This is a genomic window from Streptomyces sp. NPDC003697 (genome assembly GCF_053587115.1).
The window spans coordinates 40,617-64,702 of record NZ_JBSFNN010000036.1 but is presented as its reverse complement, the minus strand read 5'-3'; the positions used below and the strand labels follow the sequence as shown (position 1 = coordinate 64,702).

Sequence of the window (24,086 nt, the reverse complement as noted above, 5' to 3'; positions counted from 1 at the left end):
ATCCGGGTGATGGCGGTGCCCACACCACCGGCAGCGCACCCCGCGTCGACGCGCCGGCCGCTGCGGGCGGGCACCCCCCCGGCACGTCCCCTCTCGTCCGCTCCCGGGTGCGGGTGCGACTCGCCGGCTCGTTTCCTCTCGTTCGCTCCCGGGTGCGGGTGCGGCTCGTCGGCGCTCCCGGGTGCGGGTGCGGCTCGCGGACGCGTTTCCTCTCGTTCGGGTGGGGTGTGCGGGGTGGTTCTACTGGCAGCCGCAGGTGGAGAGGGCTGTGGCTGTTCGGTCGAGGGCCGACTGGGCCGCGTTCGGGTCGGTCGTGCCGTCGGTGAGGAAGGCGAAGGCCAGGAGGCGGCCGTCGCGGTCCACGACCGTGCCCGCCAGGGTGTTGACGCCCGTCAGGGTGCCGGTCTTGGCCCGTACGAGGCCCGCCGCGCCGTCCGTGTAGCGGCCGCTGAGGGTGCCGGTGAAGCCGGCGACCGGGAGGCCGGTGAGGGCGGGGCGGAGTTCGGGGGAGGCCGGGTCGGCGGCCTTGGCCAGCAGGGACGTGAGGAGGTCCGCGCTCAGTCTGTCGGCGCGGTCCAGGCCGCTGCCGTCGTGGAAGGCGGCGGCGCCCACCGGGAGGCCGAGCTTCCTCAGCTGGGCGGCGATGGCCGCCGCGCCGCCCGCGAAGTCCGCCCGGCCGCCCGTTCCGAGGGCCGTCTGGCGGGCCAGGGCCTCGGCGATGTCGTTGTCGCTGTTGGTGAGCATGCGCTCGACCATGGCGGACAGCGGGGGTGAGGAGACGGTCGCGACGGTCTGCGCACGGGACGTGGCCTTGGCGGGGACGGGGGCGGTGGTCGTGACGCCGTGGCTTTTCAGGACGGCCGCGAACGCCTGGGCCGCGGCGGCGGCCGGGTCCGTCGCGCGGGGCGCCGGGCCGCTCGTGGAGGCGTCGGTGCGGGCCTCGTCGGCCATCAGGGCGGTGACCGTGGCGAGGTTCTCGTTGACGCCGATGGGGTGAAGTCCGGGGCCGGCGTACAGGGTCGTGTCGTACGACAGCGTGACCTTGGTCAGCCCGCGTTTGCTCAGGGCGGCGGCCGTCCCGTCGGCGAGGGTGCGCAGGCTTGCCCAGCCGCGGGCGTCCGGGCGGGCGGTGAGGGTGGGGTCGCCGCCGCCGATCAGGACGAGTTCGCCGGTGCCGGGCTCCAGGGCGGCGCGGGTGGTGAGGCGGTGGTCGGCGCCGAGGGCGGACAGCGCGGCGACGGCGGTGGCGATCTTCGTGGTGGACGCGGGGGTGAGCGCCTCGCCGGAGGCGCGGCCGTACACGCGGCGGCCGGTGGCGACGTCGACGACCGCGACCGAGCGGCGGGTGCCGAGCGCGGAGTCGTCCAGGAGCGGGTCCAGGACGCCGGCGAGGGCCGGTCCGGCGGGCGCCGAACCGTCGGTGCCGCCGACGCCCGCCAGCACGCTCGCGGCGCTCGGAGCCGGGCGCGGCGTGTCCGCCGTCACGGGCAGGTCGCCGTGATCTGCGCCACCCGCGCGCCCCAGGGCGGCCGCCCGCTCCCGCTCGGCCGTACGCTGGCCGGAGGAGTCCCAGGGGCCGGCGGCGGTCACCACGCAGGCGGCCAGTGCCAATCCGGCCGCGGCGGCGCCGGCGGTGTACTGCCAGGTCCTCGGCACCCGCTCGAGCCGTACGACATGCGGCCGTACGGCCCGTGCGAGACGTGCCCCTGCGGCCCGCCAGGCCCTCAGCTCCGGCACGACCACCAGCCCCTTTCGCGATCACACTCGTGCGTGAGGGACACTTAACCACCAGAACTATGTGCTGATCATGGAGGAGCCACCGGTGGAGTTCGACGTCACGATCGAGATCCCGAAGGGTTCGCGCAACAAGTACGAGGTGGACCACGAGACCGGTCGTATCCGACTGGACCGCCGGCTCTTCACCTCGACCAGCTACCCGGCGGACTACGGCTTCGTCGAGAACACGCTCGGCGAGGACGGCGACCCGCTGGACGCCCTGGTCATCCTGGACGAGCCGACGTTCCCCGGCTGCCTCATCAAGTGCCGCACCATCGGCATGTTCCGCATGACGGACGAGGCCGGCGGCGACGACAAGCTGCTCTGCGTGCCCGCGTCCGACCCGCGCGTGGAGCACCTGCGGGACATCCACCACGTGTCGGAGTTCGACCGCCTCGAGATCCAGCACTTCTTCGAGGTGTACAAGGACCTCGAGCCCGGCAAGTCGGTGGAGGGCGCCAACTGGGTCGGCCGCTCCGACGCCGAGGCCGAGATCGAGCGGTCCGTCAAGCGGTTCCAGGAGCACGGCGGTCACTGACCGCTTGTGGGGCCGGTGCTCAGGCCGGATCCCCTGCGGGCCGCGCGACCTCTGCCGGGGTGGCGCGGCCCGTCCGCGTGTCGACGCGCATACTGAGAGTTACGAAAGGTGTCGTTCAGGGAGCGTTGCTCAGTGACGGATGCGGAGGACCGCAAGCCGCAGTCGGACGAGGTACGGAGCACGTTCAGGGTGCCCGTGGCCGTGCCGACGGGCCCGGTGGCCGACAGCGAGTCGTCCACGACCTCGGAGTTCGCCATCCCACGGGGGCTGGCCGTGCCCAAGGGCGGGAGCGAGTCGGAGACCACGTCGGAGTTCGCCCTTCCGGCGGGTCTCGGCGTGCCGCCCCAGGCCCCGGCCCCGGAGGCCGAGGGCTCCGCCTTCAGCCTGCCGAGGACCTACAGCTCACGCCAGGCCCCGCCGGCGTTCACCCCGCCGAACGGCATCCCCCTGGTCAGCCTGACCAAGGACGTGCCCTGGCAGGACCGGATGCGCACGATGCTGCGCATGTCGGTGACCGAGCGGCCGGCGCCCGAGCCGCCGCCGAAGGCCGACGAGGGCGGCCCGGCCGTCCCCCGCGTGCTCGACCTCACCCTGCGTATCGGCGAGCTGCTGCTCGCCGGCGGTGAGGGCGCCGAGGACGTGGAGGCGGCGATGTTCGCGGTCTGCCGGTCCTACGGACTGGACCGCTGCGAGCCGAACGTCACCTTCACCCTGCTGTCGATCTCCTACCAGCCCTCCCTCGTCGACGACCCGGTGTCGGCGGCCCGGACGGTACGGCGCCGGGGCACCGACTACACGCGTCTGTCGGCCGTCTTCCGCCTCGTCGACGACCTGAGCGACCCCGAGACGCACGTCTCGCTCGAGGAGGCCTACCGGCGACTCGCGGAGATCCGCCGCAACCGGCACCCCTACCCCGGCTGGGCGCTCACCGCGGCCGCCGGGCTGCTCGCCGGCGCGGCCTCCGTGCTGGTCGGCGGTGGGCTGCTGGTCTTCGTCGCGGCCGCGCTCGGCGCGATGCTCGGCGACCGGCTGGCGTGGCTGTGCGCGGGACGCGGGCTGCCGGAGTTCTACCAGTTCACGGTCGCCGCGATGCCGCCGGCCGCACTGGGCGTCGCGCTCACCGTGGCGGACGTCGACGTGAAGGCGTCCGCGGTGATCACCGGTGGGCTGTTCGCGCTGCTGCCGGGACGGGCCCTGGTGGCCGGGGTGCAGGACGGCCTGACCGGCTTCTACATCACCGCCTCCGCGCGCCTGCTGGAGGTCATGTACTTCTTCGTCGGCATCGTCACCGGGGTGCTGGTGGTGCTGTACTTCGGCGTGAAGCTCGGCGCGGAGCTCAACCCCGACGCCGCGCTGGGTATCGGCGATCGGCCGCTGCTGCAGATCGGCGCGTCGATGCTGCTGTCGCTGACCTTCGCGGTGCTGCTCCAGCAGGAGCGCTCCACCGTGCTCGCGGTGACGCTGAACGGCGGCGTCGCATGGTCGGTGTACGGCGCGATGCACTCCGCCGGCGGCCTCTCGCCGGTCGCCTCCACCGCGGTCGCCGCGGGTCTGGTCGGGCTGTTCGGGCAGCTGCTGTCCCGTTACCGGTTCGCGTCCGCGCTGCCGTACACCACGGCCGCGATCGGGCCGCTGCTGCCGGGTTCCGCGACCTACTTCGGTCTGCTGTCCATCGCGCAGAACAACATCGACAAGGGGCTGGTCTCCCTGGCCAAGGCGGTGTCGCTCGCCATGGCCATCGCGATCGGGGTGAACCTGGGCTCCGAGATCTCGCGGATGTTCCTGCGGATCGGCTCCCTCCAGAAGCGCCGGGCCGCCAAGCGGACCCGCGGCTTCTGAGGCGGCGCGGCACCGCCGCCTGCTTACGGGGCCCGGTAGTAGCCCTGGTCGTGGGGGTACTGCCGCGGGTCCTGCCGCCCGTCCCCCTGCGGGTGCTGATGCGGGTCCCGGTGGGGGTACTGCTGCGCGTCCCCCTGGGGGTCCTGGTGGGGGTACTGCTGCGGGTTCTGAGGGGGGTACTGCTGCTGGTACTGCCCGCCGCCGTACTCCTCCGGGCGCCCGTAGCCGCCGCCGTACTGACTCCCGTCCTGCGGCTGCTGCTGGGGGTACGGGTACTGCTCCTGGGGGTGCTGCCGGCCGCCGTGGTACTGCTGGTCGTGGCCGTACTGCTGGTGCTGCTGCCGCTGCGGGTACCGGCCGTCGCCGTAGCCCTGGTCGTGGCCCTGGCGGGGCTGGTCCTGGTGGGCCGGCTCGATCCGCCGCAGCTGCGTCGTGGCGTCGTCCATGACCGGCTGCCGGTGCTGTGCGGGCTGCTGCCGGTCCTGGGCCGGGTCGTCCTTCGGGGTGTTCCTAGCCTTGGAGCGGGCCCGCCAGAACTCGATGACGATCGGGACCACCGAGACGAGGACGATCAGGATGAGGATCGCCTCGATGTTGTTCTTGACGAGGGCGATGTTGCCGAGCCACGAGCCGAGCAGGGTGACGCCCGCGCCCCACAGGACGCCGCCGATGACGTTGAAGGTCAGGAACGAGCGGTACCGCATGCCGCTGACGCCCGCGATGATCGGCGTGAACGTGCGCACGATGGGCACGAAGCGGGCCAGCACCAGGGACTTGGGGCCGTACTTCTCGAAGAACTCGTGCGCCTTGGTGACGTTCTCCTGCTTGAACAGACGCGAGTCGGGGCGGCTGAAGAGGGACGGGCCGACCTTCTTGCCGAACATGTAACCCGCCTGGTCGCCGAGGATCGCGGCCACGGAGATCAGGGCGATCGCGCCCCACAGCGGGAAGTCGAGCTGGCCGGAGGTGATCAGCAGCCCGCAGGTGAACAGCAGGGAGTCGCCCGGCAGGAAGAACCCGATGAGCAGACCGGACTCGGCGAAGACGATGAGGAGCAGGCCCCAGAGTCCGAAGGTGTCCAAGAGGTAGTTCGGATCGAGCCAGCTCGGGCCGAGGGCAAGCGTCGTCACGGTTCCGGGCTCCTGAGGGGGTGGGGAAGATACGGCGGCGGGTTCGCTTCCGGTGCTGCCGCACAAAGCTATCAACGCCTTGTGACCACCCCGCGTTCCACGGGGGCCGACCGGACCCACGGCGGGCCGGTCCTCCGCGCGACGTGACCGCAGCGGCCGGTCCGGGTGCGCGGGACGGCGGTGGTTCCGGCCCGGAGCGGCGCCCCGGGCCGGGGTCTCAGGTGTGCCGGGCGGCGTTGGCGAGGATCGCCTCCCTCAGGTGCTCGGCGAGCCCCGGCCGCAGCGCGTCGTAGAACGCCCGGAAGCGCTCGTCGGCGACGTACATCTCCCCGAGGCACCGGTGGAGCTCGTACGAGCAGTCGTAGAACCACGTGCGGATGTGCTGCCGGTGCTCCTCGGCCAGGTCCATGGCCGCCTCCCCGGCCGGCGGCTCCCCGGCGTCCACCAGGGCGCGGTAACGCTCGCCCCAGGCGTCGGCCTCGGCCCGCATCCGCCTCCAGTCGTCCTTGCCGTAGCGGGCGGCGCGGCGCTGCGACTCGGCGTACTCCGCCGTGCCGCCCCAGCGCTGTTCGGCCTCCTCGGCGTACTGCTCGGGGTCCTGGTCGCCGAAGACCTCGAACCTCTCCTCGGGCGTGAGATCGATGCCCATCCTGCGTGCCTCCATGGCGTGCTCCACGGCCGCGGCCATCCTCTGCAGTCTCTCGATCCGCGCGGTCAGCAGTTCGTGCCGGCGGCGCAGGTGCGCGCGCGGGTCCGCGTGGGGATCGTCGAGGAGGACCGCGACCTCCTCCAGCGGGAAGCCGAGCTCCCGGTAGAACAGGATCCGCTGCAGCCGGTCGAGGTCGGCGTCGCCGTAGCGCCGGTGACCCGCGTGGCTGCGTCCGCCCGGGACGAGCAGACCGATGTCGTCGTAGTGGTGCAGCGTGCGCACCGTGACCCCGGCGAACCCGGCGACCTCTCCCACCGAGTAGCTCACTTCCGCTCCCTTCCGTCGTGCGCGCTCCACGCTGCCGCCTCACGCCGCGTGAGGTGCAAGCGCACGGCTCCCCCGCGTCCGGGCGGAGATCCTTCCGGATGTCCCGCCGCTTTCGTCCGCTTATCGTGAGCCCGTGGCCCAGGACACCGCAGAGCGGACCACCGGCGCTCCGCCCGCCCCGGCCCGCCTGCCGCTCCGGACGCTCGTGCCCGCCTTCTTCGTCGGCGCCGGGGCGAGTCTGCTCTTCCTGCTGGTGAGCGGGGTGGCCGAGCAACTGCAGCGGGTGCTGTGGGGTGACCTGCCCGAGGCGCTCGGCGTCGGCCCGTACTCAGTCATCGGCTCCGCCCCTGGGCCTGTGCGCGCACGCGCTGGTGCCCGCGGTGCGGCCGGCGGTGGGTGTGGCGGCGGGCGTGCCGGGGGTGCTGCGGGCCATCGCCCGGCAGGGCTGGATCAGCCTCTTCACGGCCGCGGTCCTCGTGTCCTCGCCGACGATCCTCACGCTGCTCTGCGCGGCCACGCTGCCGGCCCGGCCGCTGGTGACCGGGCGGCCGCAGACGCGACTGCGGGAGGACGGTAGGCGATGCGCTGACGGCCCGCGGTCCTTCACACACCTCACGTTTCCCGACCCTTCAGGCACCCCGCACCAAGACCCCGAGGAGGCTCCATGCCGCTCCACAAAGGCCGTCGCATGCTCGACGAGCGGCCACGGTCCGTCAACCCCTTCTACGCGGAGGCGAACCCGGTCGGCGGCATGACCGAGGCCCCGCCCAAGCACCGGCTGCCGGACGCCCCGCTGGCGCCCACCACGGCGTACCAGCTGGTGCACGACGAACTCATGCTGGACGGCAACCCCCGGCTGAACCTGGCCACGTTCGTCACCACCTGGATGGAACCGCAGGCCGGGCAGCTCATGGGCGAGTGCCGCGACAAGAACCTGATCGACAGGGACGAGTACCCGCGCACCGCCGAGCTGGAGTGGCGCTGCGTGTCGATGCTCGCCGACCTGTGGAACGCGCCGGACCAGGAGGCCGCCGTGGGCTGTTCGACGACGGGGTCGAGCGAGGCCTGCATGCTCGCCGGGATGGCCCTCAAGCGGCGGTGGGCACGGCGCAACGCGGACCGCTACCCGGGCCGCGACGCCCGCCCGAACCTCGTCATGGGCATCAACGTCCAGGTCTGCTGGGAGAAGTTCTGCACCTACTGGGAGGTGGAGGCCCGCCAGGTCCCCATGGAGGGCGACCGGTTCCACATCGACCCGCAGGCCGCCGCCGACCTGTGCGACGAGAACACCATCGGGGTCGTCGGCATCTTCGGCTCCACGTTCGACGGGTCCTACGAGCCGATCGCGGACCTGTGCGCGGCCCTGGACGCCCTGCAGGAGCGGACGGGCCTCGACGTCCGGGTGCACGTCGACGGGGCCTCGGGCGCCATGATCGCCCCCTTCCTCGACAAGGACCTGGTCTGGGACTTCCGCCTGCCGCGCGTGTCCTCGATCAACACCTCCGGGCACAAGTACGGACTGGTCTACCCGGGCGTCGGCTGGGTACTGTGGCGCGACCAGGAGGCACTGCCCGAGGAACTCGTCTTCCGCGTCAACTACCTCGGCGGCGACATGCCGACCTTCGCGCTCAACTTCTCCCGGCCCGGCGCCCAGGTCGTCGCGCAGTACTACACGTTCCTGCGGCTGGGCCGCGAGGGCTACCGGCTGGTGCAGCAGTCCACCCGGAACGTGGCCCGGGCGCTGGCCGGGCGGATCGAGGAGCTCGGCGACTTCCGGATGCTCACCCGGGGCGACGAGCTGCCGGTGCTCACCTTCACCACGGCGCCGGACGTCCAGGCGTTCGACGTCTTCGACGTCTCCCGGAGGCTGCGGGAGAGCGGCTGGCTGGTGCCCGCCTACACCTTCCCGCCCAAGCGCGAGGACCTGGCGGTGCTGCGGGTGGTCTGCCGCAACGGGTTCTCGACCGACCTCGCCGACCTGTTCCTGGAGGATCTGGAGCGGCTGCTGCCCGAGCTGCGCCGGCAGCAGCATCCGGTGACCCGGGACCGGCGGGCGGCGACCGGTTTCCACCACTGACGGCAGGCTGCGAAGGGGCCCGCGCCGTCCCTGGCGTCAACCGCACGCCGGCCGACGCGCGCCCCGGCCCGCCCGCGTCACCCGGCGGCCGTCCGGTCAGGCCCCGGGTGTGCCCTGCTCCCTCGTCGCCAGCTCGAACGCCGTCGTGCCGTCCAGCGACTCGCGGAGGATGTCGGCGTGGCCGGCGTGCCGGGCCGTCTCACGGATCAGGTGGAGCACCAGCCAGCGCAGGGAGACGCGCTCGTCCGGCGGGAACCAGGGATCGTTCGGCAGCGCGAACGTGTCGTCGAGGCTCGGGGCGGAGCGGATGTGGTCCTCCGTCGCGTCGGCGACCTTCTCCCAGTACGCGAGCTGCGAGGCCACCGTCTCCCCGTCGAGGAGGGCGAAGGACTCGTGCCAGTTCGACTCGTTCCGCTTGACCGCCGGCGCCTGCCCCCTGGCCCGGGCCAGCCAGCCCTCCTCCGTCTCGGCCAGATGCTTGACCAGGCCGCCGAGGGACAGCTCACTCGCGCAGGGCCGGGAGCGGGCCTGCTCCTCGGTCAGCCCGAGCACCGCGCGCCGCACGCCGCCGCGCTGCTCCGCGAGGAAGGACAGCAGCGCCCCGCGCTCGTCGCCCTGCGCCTCGGCTCGCACGTGCATGACCATGACCGGCCGCCTTTCGTCGGATCCGCCGGCGGAGACCTGTCCTCCGCCCGACACCGACGACGCTATGGGCCGTTGCGGTCGGGTCCTGTCCGCAACGGCCCGTCGACCACCCCTACAGGGGACTCAGAAGGGGAACCTGCTGCGTCCGTGCTGCACGGAGATCCACTTGAGGGTGGTGAAGGCCTCCACGGTCGTCTCACCGTTCAGCCGGCCGGCGCCGGAGTGCTTCTCGCCGCCGAAGGGAACGAGCGGCTCGTCGTGGACGGTGCCGTCGTTCACGTGGAACATGCCGGTGTCGATCCGCTGGGCGAAGCGCACGCCGCGCTCCACGTCACCGGTGTGGACCGCGCCGCTGAGGCCGTACGGCGTGTCGTTGACGATCCGCACCGCCTCCTCCTCGCCGTCGAACGGAACGAGGAGGGCGACCGGGCCGAAGACCTCCTGCCGGAGCAGGGGCGAGTCGGCGGGGACGTCCGTCAGCACGGACGGCTCGACCAGGTTGCCCGTGACCTTGCCGTGCACCAGGGCGGTCGCCCCCTCGGCGACGGCCTGCTCCACCACGCCCGAGAGGGCGTCCGCCTGCGAGGAGTTGATCACCGGGCCGATGACGGTCTCCGGGTCGCGCGGGTCGCCCACCTTCAGCGACCTGACCTTGGCGACGAACTTCCCGGTGAACTCCTCGGCCACCGAGCCGTCGACCAGGATGCGGTTGGCGGCCATGCAGACCTGGCCCTGGTGCACGTACCGGCTGAAGACGGCGGCGTCGACCGCGTAGTCCAGATCGGCGTCGTCGAGCACCACGAGGGCGCTGTTGCCGCCGAGTTCGAGCACCGAGCGCTTGAAGTGGGAGGCGCAGACGGTGGCGACGTGCCGGCCGACCTGGTCGGAACCGGTGAAGGAGATGACCTTGGGGACGGGGTGCTCCAGGAACGCGTCGCCGATCTCCGCTATGTCCGTGATCACGACGTTGAGCAGACCGCCGGGCAGACCGGCGTCCTCGAAGATCTTCGCCACCAGCGAACCACCGGTGATCGGGGTGTTCTGGTGCGGCTTGAGCACCACGCCGTTGCCGACGGCGAGGGCCGGCGCGACGGACTTGACCGACAGCAGGAAGGGGAAGTTGAACGGGCTGATCACGCCGACGACACCGACGGGCACGCGGTAGACGCGGTTCTCCTTGCCGTCGGCCGGGGACGGCAGGATCCGCCCCTCGGGACGCAGCGCGAGGTGGATGGACTCGCGCAGGAACTCCTTGACGAGGTGGAGCTCGAAGCCGGCCTTCGTGCGCGTGCCGCCCAGCTCGGCGATGATCACCTCGGCGATCTCCTGCTCGCGTTCCTCGACCAGACGCAGCGCCTTCTCGAACACCGCGCGGCGGGCGTAGGGGTTGGTCGCCGCCCACTGCTTCTGGGCGCGGGCGGCGGCACGGTAGGCCTGGTCGACCTCGTCCACCGTGGCTATCGTGATCGAGGCCAGCTTCTCGCCGTCGTACGGGTTGAAGTCGATGATGTCCCAGGCCCCGCTGCCCGGGCGCCACTCGCCGTCGATGTACTGCTGGGCCAGGTCGGTGAAGTACGACGACATGTGATCCTGAATCCCCCTGCCGCGAGGCGGTCGAAGCAGTCGGAGCAACACCCGATCGACGTCCGATCACTTCTTGGTCTGATGTGACGTCATCGTACGTCTGTGGCAGGCAGGTTGGGGACCGAGTTCGACCATCCGGCACACAGGTCGACGGGCGCGGGAGACGCGTGCACGTACCCCGCCCCGGACGCGATCGCTACGACAGCTGCAGCAGTCCCCGCAGCAGGTCCCGGCTCCCGTCCGGCCCCGGGCTGTCCTGCTGCAGCGCCTTCAGCGCCCTCTCGTACTGGGCGACGTCCTCGCCCTTGTCCAGGTAGAGGGCGCTGGTCAGCTGCTCCAGGTAGACCACGTCCGACAGGTCGGACTCCGGGAAGCTGAGGATGGTGAAGGCGCCGGACTCCCCGGAGTGCCCGCCGAAGCTGAACGGCATCACCTGCAGCCGCACGTTGGGCCGCTCGGACATCTCGATCAGGTGCTGGAACTGGCCGCGCATGACCTCGCGGTCACCGTAGGGCCGGCGCAGGGCGGCCTCGTCCAGGACGATGTGGAAGTCCGGCGCGTTCTCGGCGACGAGGTACTTCTGCCGCTCCAGGCGCAGCGCGACGCGCCGCTCCACGTCGGCCTCGCTCGCACCCTGCATGCCGCGCCTGACCACCGCGCGGGCGTACTCCTCGGTCTGCAGCAGGCCGTGGACGAACTGCACCTCGTAGGCGCGGATGAGGGAGGCCGCACCCTCCAGCCCCACGTAGGTGGGGAACCAGCTGGGCAGCACGTCGGAGTAACTGTGCCACCAGCCCGCGACGTTGGCCTCCTTGGCGAGGGACAGCAGGGAGGTCCGCTCCGCCTCGTCCGAGATGCCGTACAGGGTCAAGAGGTCTTCCACGTCTCTCGTCTTGAAGCTCACCCGGCCCAGCTCCATCCGGCTGATCTTCGACTCCGAGGCACGGATCGAGTAACCCGCCGCCTCGCGTGTGATCCCCCGGGCCTCGCGCAGCCGCCTGAGTTGCGAGCCGAGCAGCATGCGCCGCACCACCGATCCGGGCTCTCCCGCGCTCACGTTCGCCAGCCTCCCCACCGTGTTCAGACGCCGCAGTCTGCCACTAAAACACTTCGAGCTGTACTCGTCCGATTACAGAGATGAAAAGAGATCGAAGAAAGCTGCACAGGTCTGGACAAGGGAACCGGGGACGGCGCGCCGGAAGATGGCAGAAAAAATGGCCAGTAAGCGGTACGGGACCATCCAATTCGGTCGTGTGCACGTGCATCTGCCCTTGCATCTGCTGTAGGCATCCGAAACCATGGTGCCGCGCCACCGCTGCATCGCAACGACCGCGGATTACCGGGAGTGCCTCGCATGGGGACGAATGGATCGACCATGCTCGAGCCGTTACGGCAGGGCCTTCCGCCACTGGACCCCGCGGCCGTGTCCAACGCCGCCTCCTGCGCCCTGCCGGCCCGCTACGAGGCCGTGGGCGAGGCCCGGCGGTTCACGCGCGGCGCACTCGAGCACTGGGAGACGGGCGACCGATTCGACGACATCTGCCTCGTCGTCTCCGAACTGGTCACCAACGCCCTGCGGCACGGTCTGCCCCTCGGCAGGCGGCAACCCGGACACGAGGCCCGGCAGGCCCCGTCGTGCGACGCCGGGTGGGCCGCGCGCGGGCCCGAGGCGGACGCGCCGGTGCGGCTGCACCTGATGCGGTGCGCCGAGCGTGTGGTGTGCGCGGTGCGCGACCCGAGCCACGACACCCCCGTCGCCGGCGACACGGACGACTGCGCGGCGGAGTCCGGCCGCGGCCTGTTCCTCGTCGAGTCCTTCAGCGACGGCTGGGGCTGGCACCCGCTCGACGGCGCCATGGGCGGCAAGGTCGTGTGGGCGCTGTTCCGGCTGGGCGCAGACTGAAGGACCGCGGATCTCGTCACGCCACGGTTCTACGCGCGTCACCAGCCGTCGCGGCCCAGTGACAGCACGTCACGCGGCCGGCGTCGGCGGTGGTCCGCTCAGCCGACGACCAGGTGGTCGAACTCGCCGTCCTTGACGCCGAGCAGCATGGCCTCGATCTCGGCGCGCGTGTAGACGAGCGCGGGACCGTCCGGGAAGCGGGAGTTGCGCACGGCCACGTCCCCTCCCGGCAGCCGCGCGAACTCCACGCACGACCCCTGCGAGTTGCTGTGCCGGCTCTTCTGCCAGGCCACTCCGTGCAGCCGCGCGGCCGCCATGCCGTTGTACACGTCGCACTCCCCGTACACGCCCTCGATGTCGTGGTCCACAGGTCGCTCCCCGATGGTGCACTGGCTGGTGTGGCCATTGATGCATTGGTCAACTGACCCGGATCATAGCTCTGTTTCACGTGCACATGCGTGAGCAGATGCACGTGCACGGGCAGTGGTTCCCTGGTTACGGCGGTGGCGCTCGCCGTGCACGAGGTGCTCAGCGGCTGCCCCGGAACCCGCAGGACATGCGGTCGCGCCCCGCGGCCACGACCGTGCCGCCCGTGCTCCACGCCGGATCGCGCCGGATCGACCCCGACCCAATCCTTCGTGCATAAGAAAAGACGCGCGCCGGGGCGCTTGTGTTCCGTGGTTCAGGTAACGGTCCGACGTAGCCACCGCTCGGCGGCGGAGGCGCGGCCGGGGCCCGGCCCGCCGCCGGTCGCCGCTCGCACCGTGGGCTCGGCGCTCCTCGCGACGGACCGATGTGTTCCGGCCGTCCCGCTGGTAGCTTGCTGCGGTCGTTCCGCCAATCGGTCGACGGGCTGCGGCGCGGGCTGCGCCGGCCGCCGGTCCACCGGCTACAGCTTGGGAGCAACCAGTGACTTCGGCGACCCTCTCGCGCACCGCCCGTACGGCGACGCGCCCGCGCGTGCGGATCGCGGCCGCGACCGCCTGCCTGGCGGGCGCGCTCGCGCTGACCGCGTGCAGCGGCGGCGGCTCCGGGGACGGCGCCCCGGCCCCGTCCGGCGGCTCCACCACCTCCCCGGCCACGTCCCCGACGGCGACGGCCGGCACCGGTGACGGCGCGGGCGGTCCGTCGGCCGGGGCGGACGGTCTGGCGGGCAGCTGGCTCGCCACCACCGGTGGCAAAGCGGTGGTGCTGGTGGTCAACGGCGGCCAGGCCGGGCTCTTCACGACCGGCAAGACCGTGTGCAGCGGAACGGCGGGTGAGCGGTCCGGGCAGCGGATGATCCGCCTCAAGTGCACCAACGGGGAGAAGGACCGCACCGAGGGCGTGGTCGACTCCGTCAGCAAGAGCACGCTGGAGGTCACCTGGGAGGGTGGTCTCGGCAAGGAGACGTACACGCGGTCGGAGGGCGGGACGCTGCCGCCGGGCCTGCCCACGGCGGGCCTCGGCTCCTGACGTCCGCCGGGGCGGCGCGCCGCGCCGGCCCGCTGAGGGGCCAGTGCGCCCCTCAGTACGCCTCTTCCGCGCCCGGTCGCCCTGCCGGCCCGCGGCCCGTCCGCGCGGTTCGGCAACCGGGCGGCCCCCGAATACGTGATGATCCTTTGAGAATCGCCACGACCTCAAGGAACCACCTCATGCGCGCCATTCCGCTCACCGTCACCGCGCTCGCCGCGACCCTCCTCCTCACCGGCTGCGGCAGTGACGGCGGCAGCGACTCCGCCGGCAAGGACCACGACGACACGGCCTGCCGGATCGACGGCGTCTCGGTGCGGGTCGGCCCCGCCAACGCCGCGCCCGCCGCCGGGGACACCGGCGATGTGCCCGTCACGATCAGCAACCGCGGCGCCGAGTGCACTCTGGAGGGGTTCCCCGGCGTCACCCTGTCCGCCGGCGGCACCTCCGTGACCGTGCCGTCGGAGCAGGCCGGCACACCGCAGAGGCTGACGCTCGCCAAGGACGGCACGGCCTCCTTCACCCTCACCTACGTACGCGGCGCGGAGGGCGACGCCCAGAGCCTGGACGCGGCGAAACTGCGGCTCACCCTGCCCGGCGCCACGGACTCGCAGAGCTTCCCCTGGTCCTTCGGCCCGGTGCGGGGCAAGAAGGACGCCCACGACCCGGACGCCTCCGTCACCGCCTTCCAGCAGGCCGGCGACTGACGGCCTGCGGCGAAGCCGGAGCGGCGGCGGGATCGCGGAGCCGTCGAGGCCGCAGCGCCGGCGCCGGCCTGCTCACGGGGCGTCGGCGCAGGGGCGTCAATGCGGGGCGTCAGCGCAGGGGCGAACGCGCCCTCAGCTGCGCCCGGTCCGCGGCCTGCGCCCCCTCGGTCCACCCCGCCTCGTCGCTCACTCCGCGCAGGCGGGTGGTCGTCGTCTGCGGGAACATGCGGTCCAGCCGGTCGGTGACCGCCACGTCCCGGCTCGCCAGGACCGGGAGCAGGTCCTCGGTCACCTGTGTCCCGGCGGCGGCCGCCAGGCGGATTCCGATGCGATGGGCGTAGGCGGCCAGGAAGGACTGACGGAAGGGCCTGGTCCGTCTGCGGGCCCCGGCCCTCCCCCGCTCCCTCGCCCTCCCTCCCGCGCCGGGCGCCGCCACCGCCGCCTCGGCCTTCGTCATCGCGGTCGTGGCCTGGACGAGCAGCGAGGCGTAGAGCAGTTCGACCGCCTCCAGGTCGGACTCGAATCCCACGACGGTGGAGAAGCCGAGGGACTCGTTCCACACGGCACGGCAGTGGTTCGCCGTGGCGACGGCGTCCAGCAGCACCGCCTTGGCCTGCTCGTACGGCGGTTCGACGCCGACGCGGCAGGCGCCCGGGGTGTCCGCTCCGGGCGCGTCCGCCGGCGCCCGGGCCGCCAGCAGGGCCTCGTCGACGCTGTGCCGGGCCATCAGCTCCTGCGCCTTGGCGCTGAGAGCCTCGGCCTCCTCCGGGAACCCGGTCGCCTCCGCCTTGGCCAGCAGCGCACGGATGCGGGTCAGCATGCGGGACTCGGCCCGGGGCCGGGCCGCGGGGTGGCCGGACGGTTCGTCGAGCGGTTCGAGGGAGGGCAGCCGCAGCAGCAGGCGGTACAGCTCCAGGACGGCGGTGGCGTGGGAGAAGCGGTCGGCGGGGGCCGGCTGCTCGGCGGGCAGTTCGCCGAGCTGGGCCGCCCAGCGCCGGCCGCGCAGCCGGTCGTCCGGCGCCTGCGCCCGTATGAGGGCCGCCACCAGGCGTACGTGGACCTCGTCCAACTCCCGCCGCACGATCCGCACGACGTCGGCGGGCTGCCAGCCCCGCCGCCAGGCCGAGGCGACCAACTCCCGCCCGCGCCGGGCCACTTCGTCGTCGACGGCCGGGTCTGCGGCGAGCAGGGAGGCGCCGGTGTCGAGGGCGTCGTCGCCGGCGGCGTAAAGGGCGGCGCTGAAGGCGCGGTCGACGGCGCCGGGGCTGCTGGGCGTGCTCACCCGTCGATGGTGTCATGTGCCCCCGAGCATTCGTCCACAGCCTGTGGACAACGGACGCCAAGGCGGTCGGCGACGGCGGCACCCCGGCGCCCGCACGGCATCGCGGGCCCGCGGAGTACCCGCGGGCCGAATCGTCAACTTCGGGTTGACGGGCCTCAACTGTCAACCTACGGTTGACTTATGTCGACGAACCCAGCCTTCACGTCAGCAGTCCGTCTCGACGACCTCATCGACGCCATCAAGAAGGTCCACGCCGAACCACTGGAGCAGCTCCAGGACGCCGTGATCGCCGCGGAGCACCTCGACGAGGTGGCCGACCACCTGATCGGCCACTTCGTCGACCAGGCGCGCCGGTCCGGGGCCTCCTGGACCGACATCGGCAAGAGCATGGGCGTCACCCGGCAGGCCGCCCAGAAGCGCTTCGTGCCCAAGGAGTCGCTCGACCTCGACCCCAACCAGGGCTTCAGCCGCTTCACCCCCCGCGCCCGCAACACGGTCATGGCCGCCCACAACGCGGGCAAGTCCGCGGGCAACACGGAGGTCCTGCCCGAGCACCTCGTCCTGGGTCTGCTCGCCGAACCGGAAGGGCTCGCCGCCAAGGCGATCGCCGACCAGGGCGTCACGCTCGACGCCGTCCGTGAGGCCGCGACCGCCGCCCTGCCGCCGGCCTCGGCCGAGGCCCCCGAGCTCCTCCCCTACGGCCCCGCCGCGAAGAAGGCCCTGGAGCTCACCTTCCGCGAGGCGCTCCGCCTCGGCCACAACTACATCGGCACCGAGCACGTCCTGCTCGCGCTGCTGGAGCACGAGAACGGCCGGGGCGTCCTCAGCGGCCTCGGCATCGACAAGGCACGGACCGAGGCGTACGTCGCGCGGGTCCTGGCGCTGCTGGCCGAGACCCGGGAGGAGGAGCAGCCGGACGAGGGCGACCGCCCGGCCTGACGGCGGGCTGTCAGAGCCGAGTGCGACACTCGCGGACATGACCGGACGGTGGGCACTGGCTCCCGCCGAGGACGGCGGCGCGGAGGTCGCCGCCCTCGGCCCGGACGGGCTGCCCGCCGGACCGGTGCGCCGGGAGGGCAGCCTCGCCGAGGCCGTCCGCAGCCGTCCGGACGTCACCCGCTGGGTGTGGCGCTCCACCGCCGAGGTCTATCCGCACCTGCTCGCCGCGGGGGTGCGCGTGGAGCGGTGCTACGACGTCGAGGACGCCGAGACGCTCCTCCTCGGTCACGAGGGCCGCTACGGCGAACCCCGCTCGGCCGCCGCCGCCCTGGCCCGGCTGCGCGGCGGCCCCGTACCGCCGGATCCGCCGCAACGCTCCGCCGAACCCGGCGCGCAGTCCGCGCTGTTCGAACCTCGGGGCGCACGCCTGCCGCTGGCGGACCTGATCGCGCTCTACGCCGACCAGCAGCGGCGGCACGACCGGGCGGCCCACCCGGACCGCATGCGCCTGCTGACGGCGGCCGAGTCGGCGGGCATGCTGGTGGCGGCGGAGATGAACCGCGCGGGCCTGCCCTGGCGCGCGGACGTGCACCGCGAGGTGCTCCACGAACTGCTGGGCGAGCGGTACACGCGCGGCGGCGAACCCCGCCGCCTGGCCGAACTGGCCGACGAGGTGTCGGCCGCCTTCGGCCGCCGGGTGCGGCCCGATCTGCCCGCCGACGTGGTCAAGGCCTTCGCCCGGGCGGGCATCAAGGTCAGATCCACCCGGCGCTGGGAGATCAAGTCGGTCGACCACCCGGCGGTGAAGCCCCTGCTCGAGTACAAGAAGCTGTACCGGATCTGGGTCGCCCACGGCTGGTCCTGGCTGCAGGACTGGGTGCGCGACGGGCGGTTCAGGCCGGAGTTCCTCGTGGGCGGCACGGTGACCGGACGCTGGGTCACCCACGGCGGTGGCGCGCTGCAGATCCCCAAGGTCATCCGGCGTGCCGTCGTCGCCGATCCGGGCTGGCGGCTCGTGGTCGCCGACGCCGACCAGATGGAGCCGCGCGTGCTCGCCGCGATCTCCCGCGACCCCGGCCTGATGGAGGTGGCGGGACGCGGGAGCGACCTGTACCAGTCGGTGTCCGACCGTGCCTTCGCCGGCGACCGCGCGCAGGCCAAGCTCGCCGTGCTCGGTGCCGTCTACGGCCAGACCTCCGGCGACGGCCTGAAGAACCTCGCCGCCCTCAGACGCCGCTTCCCCAAGGCGGTGGCGTACGTCGACGAGGCGGCCCGGGCCGGCGAGGAGGGCCGGCTCGTGCGGACCTGGCTGGGGCGCACGTGCCCGCCGGCCGCCGGGACCGGGGACGACGCCTCGGAGGAGGCCGGCATCCCCGTCGTTCCCGACCAGCCCTCCGGGGAACCGGCCGAACAGCAGTGGATGCCGGGATACGCCTCGACGAACGCCCGCGCCCGCGGCCGCTTCGCCCGCAACTTCGTCGTCCAGGGCAGCGCCGCCGACTGGGCCCTGCTGCTCCTGGCCGCGCTCCGGCGGTCCTGCCGGGACCTGGCGGCCGAACTGGTCTTCTTCCAGCACGACGAGGTGATCGTGCACTGCCCCGAGGAGGAGGCGGAGACGGTCGTGGAGGCCATCCGGGAGGCGTCGGCGCTGGCGGGCCGCCTGACGTTCGGGGACACCCCGGTGCGCTTCCCGTTCACGACGGCGGTGGTGGAGTGTTACGCGGACGCCAAGTGAACGGCGGAACGCGGGCCGCCGTTCGGTGCCGACCGCTCCCGCGCAGGCCCCCGACTGCCGTCTCAGGGGCCGCCGGCCGTCCCGGCCGGCAGCGACCGCAGCAATGTCGGCGATCTGCTGGCGCGGCCTGATGTGATCACGCCATCGGATGCGGTCCGACGGTGCGCGGTGCCAGGCGTAACTCGGGGGAGTGTCGCCGCCGGCCGGATCCGGGGACGTGGCGGGGCACCGGTCGTCAGAGGTGGACGACCTGGGCCCGCCCTCGCCCCACCCCGAACGGCGTCCCGGGACACGCGTTCCCCTACAGTGATCCGGAATATCGACGTCTGCGTCGGGACCGACAGGCCCGGAACGGGCCGGGTCCCAGGGGGAGAACCGCCATGCGACTGCGCTGCGCCGTGCTCGACGACTTCCAGGGGATCGCCACCACCGTCGCCGACTGGTCGGCCGTGAGCGACCGGGTCGAGGTGGTGTCGTTCCGCGAGCACATCGAGACCGAGGACGCCCTCGCCGCGGCCCTCGCCGACGCGGACATCGTGGTCACCCTGCGCGAACGGGTGCCGTTCCCGGCCTCGCTGCTTGACCGCCTCCCCCGCCTGAGGCTCCTGGTCGCCTCCGGCATGCGCAACTCCGTGATCGACTTCGCCGCCGCACGGGCGAACGGCGTCACCGTGTGCGGCACGCAGAGTTCGTCGACCCCGCCGGTGGAACTCACCTGGGCGCTCCTGCTCGGCCTCGCCCGCGGCATCGTCAAGGAGAACGGCGCCCTGCGCTCGGGCGGCCCCTGGCAGTCGACCGTGGGCGCCGATCTGCACGGCCGACGGCTCGGCCTGCTCGGGCTCGGCAAGATCGGCAGCCGGGTCGCCCAGGTCGGCCTCGCCTTCGGCATGGAGGTCGTCGCGTGGAGCCAGAACCTCACCGGGCAGCGCGCGGACGAGGTCGGCGTGGCCCTGGCCGCCGGCAAGGAGGACCTGCTCGCTACCAGTGACTTCGTCTCCATCCATCTGGCGCTGAGCGACCGCACCCGCGGCCTGGTCGGCGCGCCGGAACTGGCACTGCTCAAGCCGACCGCCTACCTGGTCAACACCTCGCGCGCCGCCATCGTCGACCAGGACGCCCTCCTCGCCGCGCTGCACGAGGGCCGCATCGCCGGGGCCGGCGTCGACGTCTTCGACGTCGAACCGCTCCCCGCGGACCACCCGATGCGCACGGCGCCGCGCCTGCTGGCCACCCCACACCTGGGCTACGTCTCCCGGGCCAACTACGAGCGCTACTACGGCCAGGCGGTCGAGAACATCGCGGCCCACCTCGCGGGCACCCCGCTCCGCGTCCTGAACTGACGCCCCCCGGCCGCGCCGACGCAGGTCCGTGCGAAGAGGCCGAAGCGGGCCGTCCGTACCGCGCCACGATCGGCGCGGCTCGGGCGGGGCCGCAGCCTCGTGCCCGGCACACCGCTCCTCGAGGGCGAGGACCGGTCCAAGCTCTGCCTCAGGGACCGCACCGTCCTGGCCTTCCCGGCCCGCTCACGCAGATGCCGGCCAACTCCCCGACCACGTGCGGACACCGGTCCCGGCAATGAAAAAGCCCAGGTCGCGGACTACGAGACCTGGGCTTCCATGGAGCCGCCTTCGGGATTCGAACCCGAGACCTACGCATTACGAGTGCGTTGCTCTGGCCATCTGAGCTAAGGCGGCGCGCCGCCCGCACCATGGTGCGATCGGCAACGTCGGTAAGTCTACACAGTTTCCGGGGGTGCTTCGTACGCGCCCCGGAGTGGCCGCTCCGGTGCGGAACCCGGCTGCTACGAGCAGCGCTTCCCCCGGGCCGGCGGGTTCCCGTGGAGCAGGTAGTCGTTGATCGCGGAGTCGATGCACTCGCTGCCGCGGCCGTAGGCGGTGTGGCCGTCGCCCGCGTAGGTCAGGAGGTGAGCCGAGGCGAGCTGGCGGGACAGGGACTGTGCCCAGCGGTAGGGAGTGGCCGGGTCGCGGGTGGTGCCGACGACCAGGATCGGGGCCGCGCCCCGTGCCGTGATGCGGTGCGGTCTGCCGGTGGGCTTCACCGGCCAGTACGCGCAGTTCAGGGAGGCCCAGGCGAGACCCTCGCCGAAGACCGGGGACGCCTTGCGGAAGGCGGGGAGTGCCTGCCTCGTCTGCTCGGGACCGGTGAAGGCGGGCGGCAGGTCGATGCAGTTCACTGCGGCGTTGGCGTACATCAGGTTGCTGTAGTGGCCCTCCGCGTCGCGCTCGTAGTAGCTGTCGGACAGGATCAGCAGCCCGGCGCCGTTGTTGTCCCGCATCGCCGTGGTCAGTGCGTCGCGCAGCTGCGGCCACGCCGCCTGGTCGTACATCGCCGCGATCACCCCGGTGGTGGCGAGTGACTCGGTCAGCCGGCGGCCGTCCGCGTCACCCGTGGGGATCGAGTGCGCGTCGAGCTTGCGGAAGAACTGCTGCAACCGCGCGGCGACCTGTGCGGGTGTCGCGCCCTTGCCGCCGAGCGGGCAGTCGCTCTGCCGTACGCAGTCCCTGGCGAACGACTGGAACGCGGTCTCGAACCCCGCCGTCTGGTCGAGGTTCATCTGGAGCGACGACAAAGTGGGGTCCATCGCGCCGTCGAGGACGATCCTGCCGACCCGGTCCGGATACAGCCCGGCGTACGTCGCCCCCAGGAACGTGCCGTACGACGCTCCGACGTAGTTCAGTCGCCGGTCCCCCAGCACCGCCCGCAGGATGTCCATGTCCCGGGCCGCCTCGGCGGTGGAGACGTGACGCAGCAGCTTCGGCGCGTCGGCACCGCAGCCCTCCGCGAACCTGCGGTAGGCGTCGACGAGCGCCCCGGTCTCCTTGGCGTCGTCGGGCGTGATGTCGGTCTGGCTGTACCGGTCCATCGCCCGGTCGCTCAGGCACTCGACGGGCTCGCTGCGTGCGACGCCGCGCGGGTCGATCGCGACCATGTCGTAGCGGGCGCGCACCTCGGCCGGATAGCCGACGCCCGCGTACTGCTGCGAATAGCCGATCGCCGAACCGCCCGGGCCGCCCGGGTTCACCAGCAGCGAGCCCAGGCGCTTGCCCGGGCCGGTGGCCTTCTTGCGGGCGACGGCCAGCTTCACCTCGCCCGCGGTGGGCCTGGCGTAGTCGAGCGGTGCCTTCAGGGTCGCGCACTCGAAGCCGGGCACCCCGCAGCCGCGCCAGGCGAGCTTCTGCTCGTAGTACCGCGTCAGGCCGGACGGCGTGGCGCGCGGCAGGGCGGCCAGGACCGCCTCCGCCGCCGGGGTGGTGTGGTCGCTCGCCGTGCTCCCGGTGGAACAGGCCGAGACGAGCAGGGCGACGGCGGCCAGGAGGACGCCACCGGTGCGGGTCGTACGGAGCCCGCGGGTCCGGTGCGTCCGGCTGGCCGGAGGAAGGGCGCGGCTGATGTCCATCCTGCGAGCGTAACCCTCTGCCACAGCCCGAACGCGCACCGTACACGCCATGCCTCGTACGAGTGACGCCGTCAGCCGCGGGCGGGCGGGGTGAGCGACGACTCGGCGGGCGCCGGGCGGGCGGGGTGAGCGGCGGCTTCATCAGCCCGCTCTGAGGGCCATGGTCATGGCTTCCACGGCGAGGAGCGGGGCCACATTGCGGTCGAGGGCGTCGCGGCAGGCGGCGATCGCCTCGATGCGGCGCAGGGTGGACTCCGGTGAACTGTCGCTCGCCAGGCGCTCCAGCGTGTCCTCGGCGTCGGCGTTGGCTATCGCCACCCGGGAGCCCAGCTGGAGGGCGAGGACGTCCCGGTACAGCGCGGTGAGGTCGGTCAGGGCCAGGTCCAGGCTGTCGCGCTGCGTCCGGGTGCGGCGACGCTTCTGCTTGTCCTCCAGGTCCTTCATCACGCCCGCGGTGCCGCGCGGCAGCCGGCCGCCCTGGGTCGCGCCCAGCGCCGCCTTCAGCTCCTCGGTCTCCTTGCCGTCCGTCTCCTCGGCCAGCGCCTTGGCGTCGTCGGCGGCGGCGTCGACCAGTTCCTGGGCCGCCCTCAGGCAGCCGCCGACGTCACCGACGCGGAGCGGCAGCTTCAGGACGGCGGCCCGGCGTTCCCGCGCGGCGGGGTCGGTGGCCAGGCGGCGGGCCCGGTCGATGTGGCCCTGGGTGGCGCGGGCCGCGGCGGCCGCAACGCCGGGCTCGACGCCCTCCCGGCGTACGAGCATGTCGGCGACGGCGTCCACCGAGGGCGTGCGCAGGTTCAGGTGCCGGCAGCGCGAGCGGATCGTGGGCAGGACGTCCTCGACCGACGGCGCGCACAGCAGCCAGACCGTGCGCGGGGCCGGCTCCTCGACGGCTTTCAGGACGGCGTTGGCGGACTTCTCGTTCAGCCGCTCGGCGTCCTCGACGAGGATCACCTGCCAGCGGCCGTTCGCCGGGGAGGTGAACGACTTGCGCACGGTGTCCCGCATGTCAACGGCGAGGATCTGCGTGCCGACGGCGGCGACCGTGGTGACATCGGCGTGCGTACCGATCAGCGCCGTGTGGCAGCCGTCGCAGAAGCCGCAGCCGGGGGTTCCGCCGAGGGCGCGGTCCGGACTGACGCACTGCAGTGCGGCGGCGAAGGCGCGCGCCGTCTGTGTGATGCCGGCGCCGGGCGGTCCCGTGAACAGCCAGGCGTGCGTCATCTTCGACGCCTCCGGCGGCGCGGCGCCGGACACCGCGGCGGTGACCTGGGCGTCGGCGTCCCGGGCAGCGGCGGCCAGCACTTCGCTGATCTTTTCCTGCCCGACGAGGTCGTCCCACACGGTCATGGGTCACGCCGTCCCTTCCGTCACATTCGGTGGTGCCGGATCCATTGTGACGGTGAGGACCGACAAACGGGACGGGCGCCCCGGGAACGGGCGCGGGGACAGGCTCGGGTTCCCGGAGGACGACCACCGGCACCGGGACGACCACCGGAGGCGGCGTCGGCCGGGACGGCGACTGGAAGCGGCACCGGCACCGGCACCGGCACCGGCACCGGCCGGGAGACGACCGGGGAAGCGGTACCGGCGCCGACTCACCAGGACGCCGGACCGCCCGATCGCCCGGACCGCCCGATCGCCGGAACCGCCGGGACCGCCGGATCACGGGGCCGGCCGGCGCCCGGCCCGGCGCGCCCGCCCTCCTCGGCCCCGTTCCCCCGGCAGCGTCAGCGTCAGCGGCGTCCGCCTCGGCCACCCCTGCGGCCCCGGCCGTCGTCCGGCTCACCGTCGTCCTCGCGCGGGCCCAGCAGTTCGTCCGCCAGCGTCGGCAGGTCGTCGAGCGGGGTCTCCTCCGCCCAGTCCGGACGCGGCCGGCGAGGGGCGGCCCCGTCCTCGGGGTCCATCCGCGGCAGCTCCCGCGTACGGTCGTCGGAACCGGAGGAACCGGAGGAACCGGAGGAACCTGCCGCCGCCCCGCGCTCGCCGGCGCCGCCGCGCTCGTCGCGGAAGAAGCCAGGGGGCACCCGGTCCTCCGGGCCCTCGGCCGGAACCCGCGGCAGCACCGCCGTCTCGTCCGTCGCCCCG

At 73.0% G+C, this 24,086-nt stretch carries 20 protein-coding genes, 1 tRNA gene and 1 pseudogene; 10 read left to right on the top strand and 12 right to left on the bottom strand.

What is annotated here, in order from left to right:
* Nucleotides 1-240: 240 nt before the first annotated feature.
* Entirely contained in the window at nucleotides 241-1,743 is a 1,503-nt protein-coding gene (gene dacB, locus ACWDNY_RS16795; RefSeq protein ID WP_451646495.1) for a D-alanyl-D-alanine carboxypeptidase/D-alanyl-D-alanine endopeptidase, read from the bottom strand.
* Nucleotides 1,744-1,822: 79 nt separating this feature from the next.
* On the opposite strand from dacB, the gene ACWDNY_RS16790 reads away from it, so the two are divergent.
* Both ACWDNY_RS16790 and ACWDNY_RS16785 read left to right on the top strand, forming a co-directional pair.
* Nucleotides 1,823-2,314: an inorganic diphosphatase gene (locus ACWDNY_RS16790; RefSeq protein ID WP_451646499.1), complete on the top strand. Its 492-nt coding sequence runs from the start codon at nucleotides 1,823-1,825 to the stop codon at nucleotides 2,312-2,314.
* A 132-nt stretch (nucleotides 2,315-2,446) separates the two neighbouring features.
* Nucleotides 2,447-4,153 carry a threonine/serine ThrE exporter family protein gene (locus ACWDNY_RS16785; RefSeq protein ID WP_451646494.1) on the top strand — a complete coding sequence of 569 codons (1,707 nt, stop codon included), beginning with the start codon at nucleotides 2,447-2,449 and terminating at the stop codon, nucleotides 4,151-4,153.
* A gap of 23 nt (nucleotides 4,154-4,176) precedes the next feature.
* On the opposite strand, the gene ACWDNY_RS16780 is transcribed toward ACWDNY_RS16785, so the two are convergent.
* Entirely contained in the window at nucleotides 4,177-5,283 is a 1,107-nt protein-coding gene (locus tag ACWDNY_RS16780; protein ID WP_451646493.1) for a DedA family protein, read from the bottom strand.
* A gap of 217 nt (nucleotides 5,284-5,500) precedes the next feature.
* Nucleotides 5,501-6,259, bottom strand: coding sequence for a MerR family transcriptional regulator (locus ACWDNY_RS16775; RefSeq protein WP_451646492.1), 759 nt, complete (start codon nucleotides 6,257-6,259; stop codon nucleotides 5,501-5,503).
* 347 nt (nucleotides 6,260-6,606) lie between these two features.
* Here ACWDNY_RS16775 and ACWDNY_RS16770 point away from each other — a divergent pair.
* Both ACWDNY_RS16770 and ACWDNY_RS16765 read left to right on the top strand, forming a co-directional pair.
* Nucleotides 6,607-6,834: pseudogene (locus ACWDNY_RS16770) on the top strand (ion channel protein); the annotation flags it as partial.
* An 89-nt stretch (nucleotides 6,835-6,923) separates the two neighbouring features.
* Nucleotides 6,924-8,336, top strand: coding sequence for a glutamate decarboxylase (locus ACWDNY_RS16765; protein ID WP_451646491.1), 1,413 nt, complete (start codon nucleotides 6,924-6,926; stop codon nucleotides 8,334-8,336).
* Nucleotides 8,337-8,432: 96 nt separating this feature from the next.
* On the opposite strand, the gene ACWDNY_RS16760 is transcribed toward ACWDNY_RS16765, so the two are convergent.
* From ACWDNY_RS16760 to ACWDNY_RS16750, 3 genes are all read right to left on the bottom strand, one after another.
* Entirely contained in the window at nucleotides 8,433-8,981 is a 549-nt protein-coding gene (locus ACWDNY_RS16760; RefSeq protein ID WP_451646490.1) for a DinB family protein, read from the bottom strand.
* 123 nt (nucleotides 8,982-9,104) lie between these two features.
* The gene (locus ACWDNY_RS16755; protein WP_451646489.1) at nucleotides 9,105-10,565 is read right to left on the bottom strand and encodes an aldehyde dehydrogenase family protein; all 1,461 of its coding nucleotides are present in this window, start codon (nucleotides 10,563-10,565) and stop codon (nucleotides 9,105-9,107) included.
* A 196-nt stretch (nucleotides 10,566-10,761) separates the two neighbouring features.
* Nucleotides 10,762-11,586, bottom strand: a complete 825-nt coding sequence (locus tag ACWDNY_RS16750) for a helix-turn-helix domain-containing protein (protein ID WP_451646498.1) — start codon at nucleotides 11,584-11,586, stop codon at nucleotides 10,762-10,764.
* Between the two features lie 333 nt (nucleotides 11,587-11,919).
* Between ACWDNY_RS16750 and ACWDNY_RS16745 the strand changes: the two genes are divergently transcribed.
* Nucleotides 11,920-12,468 (top strand): ATP-binding protein, encoded by a 549-nt coding sequence (locus ACWDNY_RS16745; RefSeq protein ID WP_451646488.1) that lies wholly within the window; start codon nucleotides 11,920-11,922, stop codon nucleotides 12,466-12,468.
* A gap of 98 nt (nucleotides 12,469-12,566) precedes the next feature.
* On the opposite strand, the gene ACWDNY_RS16740 is transcribed toward ACWDNY_RS16745, so the two are convergent.
* Nucleotides 12,567-12,785 (bottom strand): DUF397 domain-containing protein, encoded by a 219-nt coding sequence (locus ACWDNY_RS16740; protein ID WP_451646497.1) that lies wholly within the window; start codon nucleotides 12,783-12,785, stop codon nucleotides 12,567-12,569.
* Nucleotides 12,786-13,377: 592 nt separating this feature from the next.
* Between ACWDNY_RS16740 and ACWDNY_RS16735 the strand changes: the two genes are divergently transcribed.
* Nucleotides 13,378-13,923 carry a hypothetical protein gene (locus ACWDNY_RS16735; RefSeq protein WP_451646487.1) on the top strand — a complete coding sequence of 182 codons (546 nt, stop codon included), beginning with the start codon at nucleotides 13,378-13,380 and terminating at the stop codon, nucleotides 13,921-13,923.
* Between the two features lie 179 nt (nucleotides 13,924-14,102).
* On the top strand, nucleotides 14,103-14,627 hold the full coding sequence (locus ACWDNY_RS16730; RefSeq protein ID WP_451646486.1) for a DUF4232 domain-containing protein: 525 nt from the start codon (nucleotides 14,103-14,105) through the stop codon (nucleotides 14,625-14,627).
* A 109-nt stretch (nucleotides 14,628-14,736) separates the two neighbouring features.
* Here ACWDNY_RS16730 and ACWDNY_RS16725 read toward each other — a convergent pair whose 3' ends face one another.
* The gene (locus ACWDNY_RS16725; RefSeq protein ID WP_451646485.1) at nucleotides 14,737-15,909 is read right to left on the bottom strand and encodes a DUF2786 domain-containing protein; all 1,173 of its coding nucleotides are present in this window, start codon (nucleotides 15,907-15,909) and stop codon (nucleotides 14,737-14,739) included.
* A 180-nt stretch (nucleotides 15,910-16,089) separates the two neighbouring features.
* On the opposite strand from ACWDNY_RS16725, the gene ACWDNY_RS16720 reads away from it, so the two are divergent.
* The 3 genes from ACWDNY_RS16720 (at nucleotide 16,090) to ACWDNY_RS16710 (ending at nucleotide 19,923) form a co-directional block, all read left to right on the top strand.
* Nucleotides 16,090-16,848 carry a Clp protease N-terminal domain-containing protein gene (locus ACWDNY_RS16720; protein WP_451646484.1) on the top strand — a complete coding sequence of 253 codons (759 nt, stop codon included), beginning with the start codon at nucleotides 16,090-16,092 and terminating at the stop codon, nucleotides 16,846-16,848.
* A 37-nt stretch (nucleotides 16,849-16,885) separates the two neighbouring features.
* Nucleotides 16,886-18,583: a bifunctional 3'-5' exonuclease/DNA polymerase gene (locus tag ACWDNY_RS16715; protein WP_451646483.1), complete on the top strand. Its 1,698-nt coding sequence runs from the start codon at nucleotides 16,886-16,888 to the stop codon at nucleotides 18,581-18,583.
* Nucleotides 18,584-18,963: 380 nt separating this feature from the next.
* Entirely contained in the window at nucleotides 18,964-19,923 is a 960-nt protein-coding gene (locus ACWDNY_RS16710; RefSeq protein ID WP_451646482.1) for a D-2-hydroxyacid dehydrogenase family protein, read from the top strand.
* A 277-nt stretch (nucleotides 19,924-20,200) separates the two neighbouring features.
* On the opposite strand, the gene ACWDNY_RS16705 is transcribed toward ACWDNY_RS16710, so the two are convergent.
* The 4 genes from ACWDNY_RS16705 to ACWDNY_RS16690 all read right to left on the bottom strand — a co-directional run.
* Nucleotides 20,201-20,277, bottom strand: a tRNA-Thr gene (locus ACWDNY_RS16705).
* A 107-nt stretch (nucleotides 20,278-20,384) separates the two neighbouring features.
* Nucleotides 20,385-22,001 (bottom strand): alpha/beta hydrolase, encoded by a 1,617-nt coding sequence (locus tag ACWDNY_RS16700; RefSeq protein ID WP_451646481.1) that lies wholly within the window; start codon nucleotides 21,999-22,001, stop codon nucleotides 20,385-20,387.
* Nucleotides 22,002-22,142: 141 nt separating this feature from the next.
* The gene (locus tag ACWDNY_RS16695) at nucleotides 22,143-23,348 is read right to left on the bottom strand and encodes a DNA polymerase III subunit delta' (RefSeq protein ID WP_451646480.1); all 1,206 of its coding nucleotides are present in this window, start codon (nucleotides 23,346-23,348) and stop codon (nucleotides 22,143-22,145) included.
* Nucleotides 23,349-23,734: 386 nt separating this feature from the next.
* Nucleotides 23,735-24,086: hypothetical protein (locus tag ACWDNY_RS16690; RefSeq protein ID WP_451646479.1), on the bottom strand; the 352-nt coding region annotated here is incomplete at its 5' end.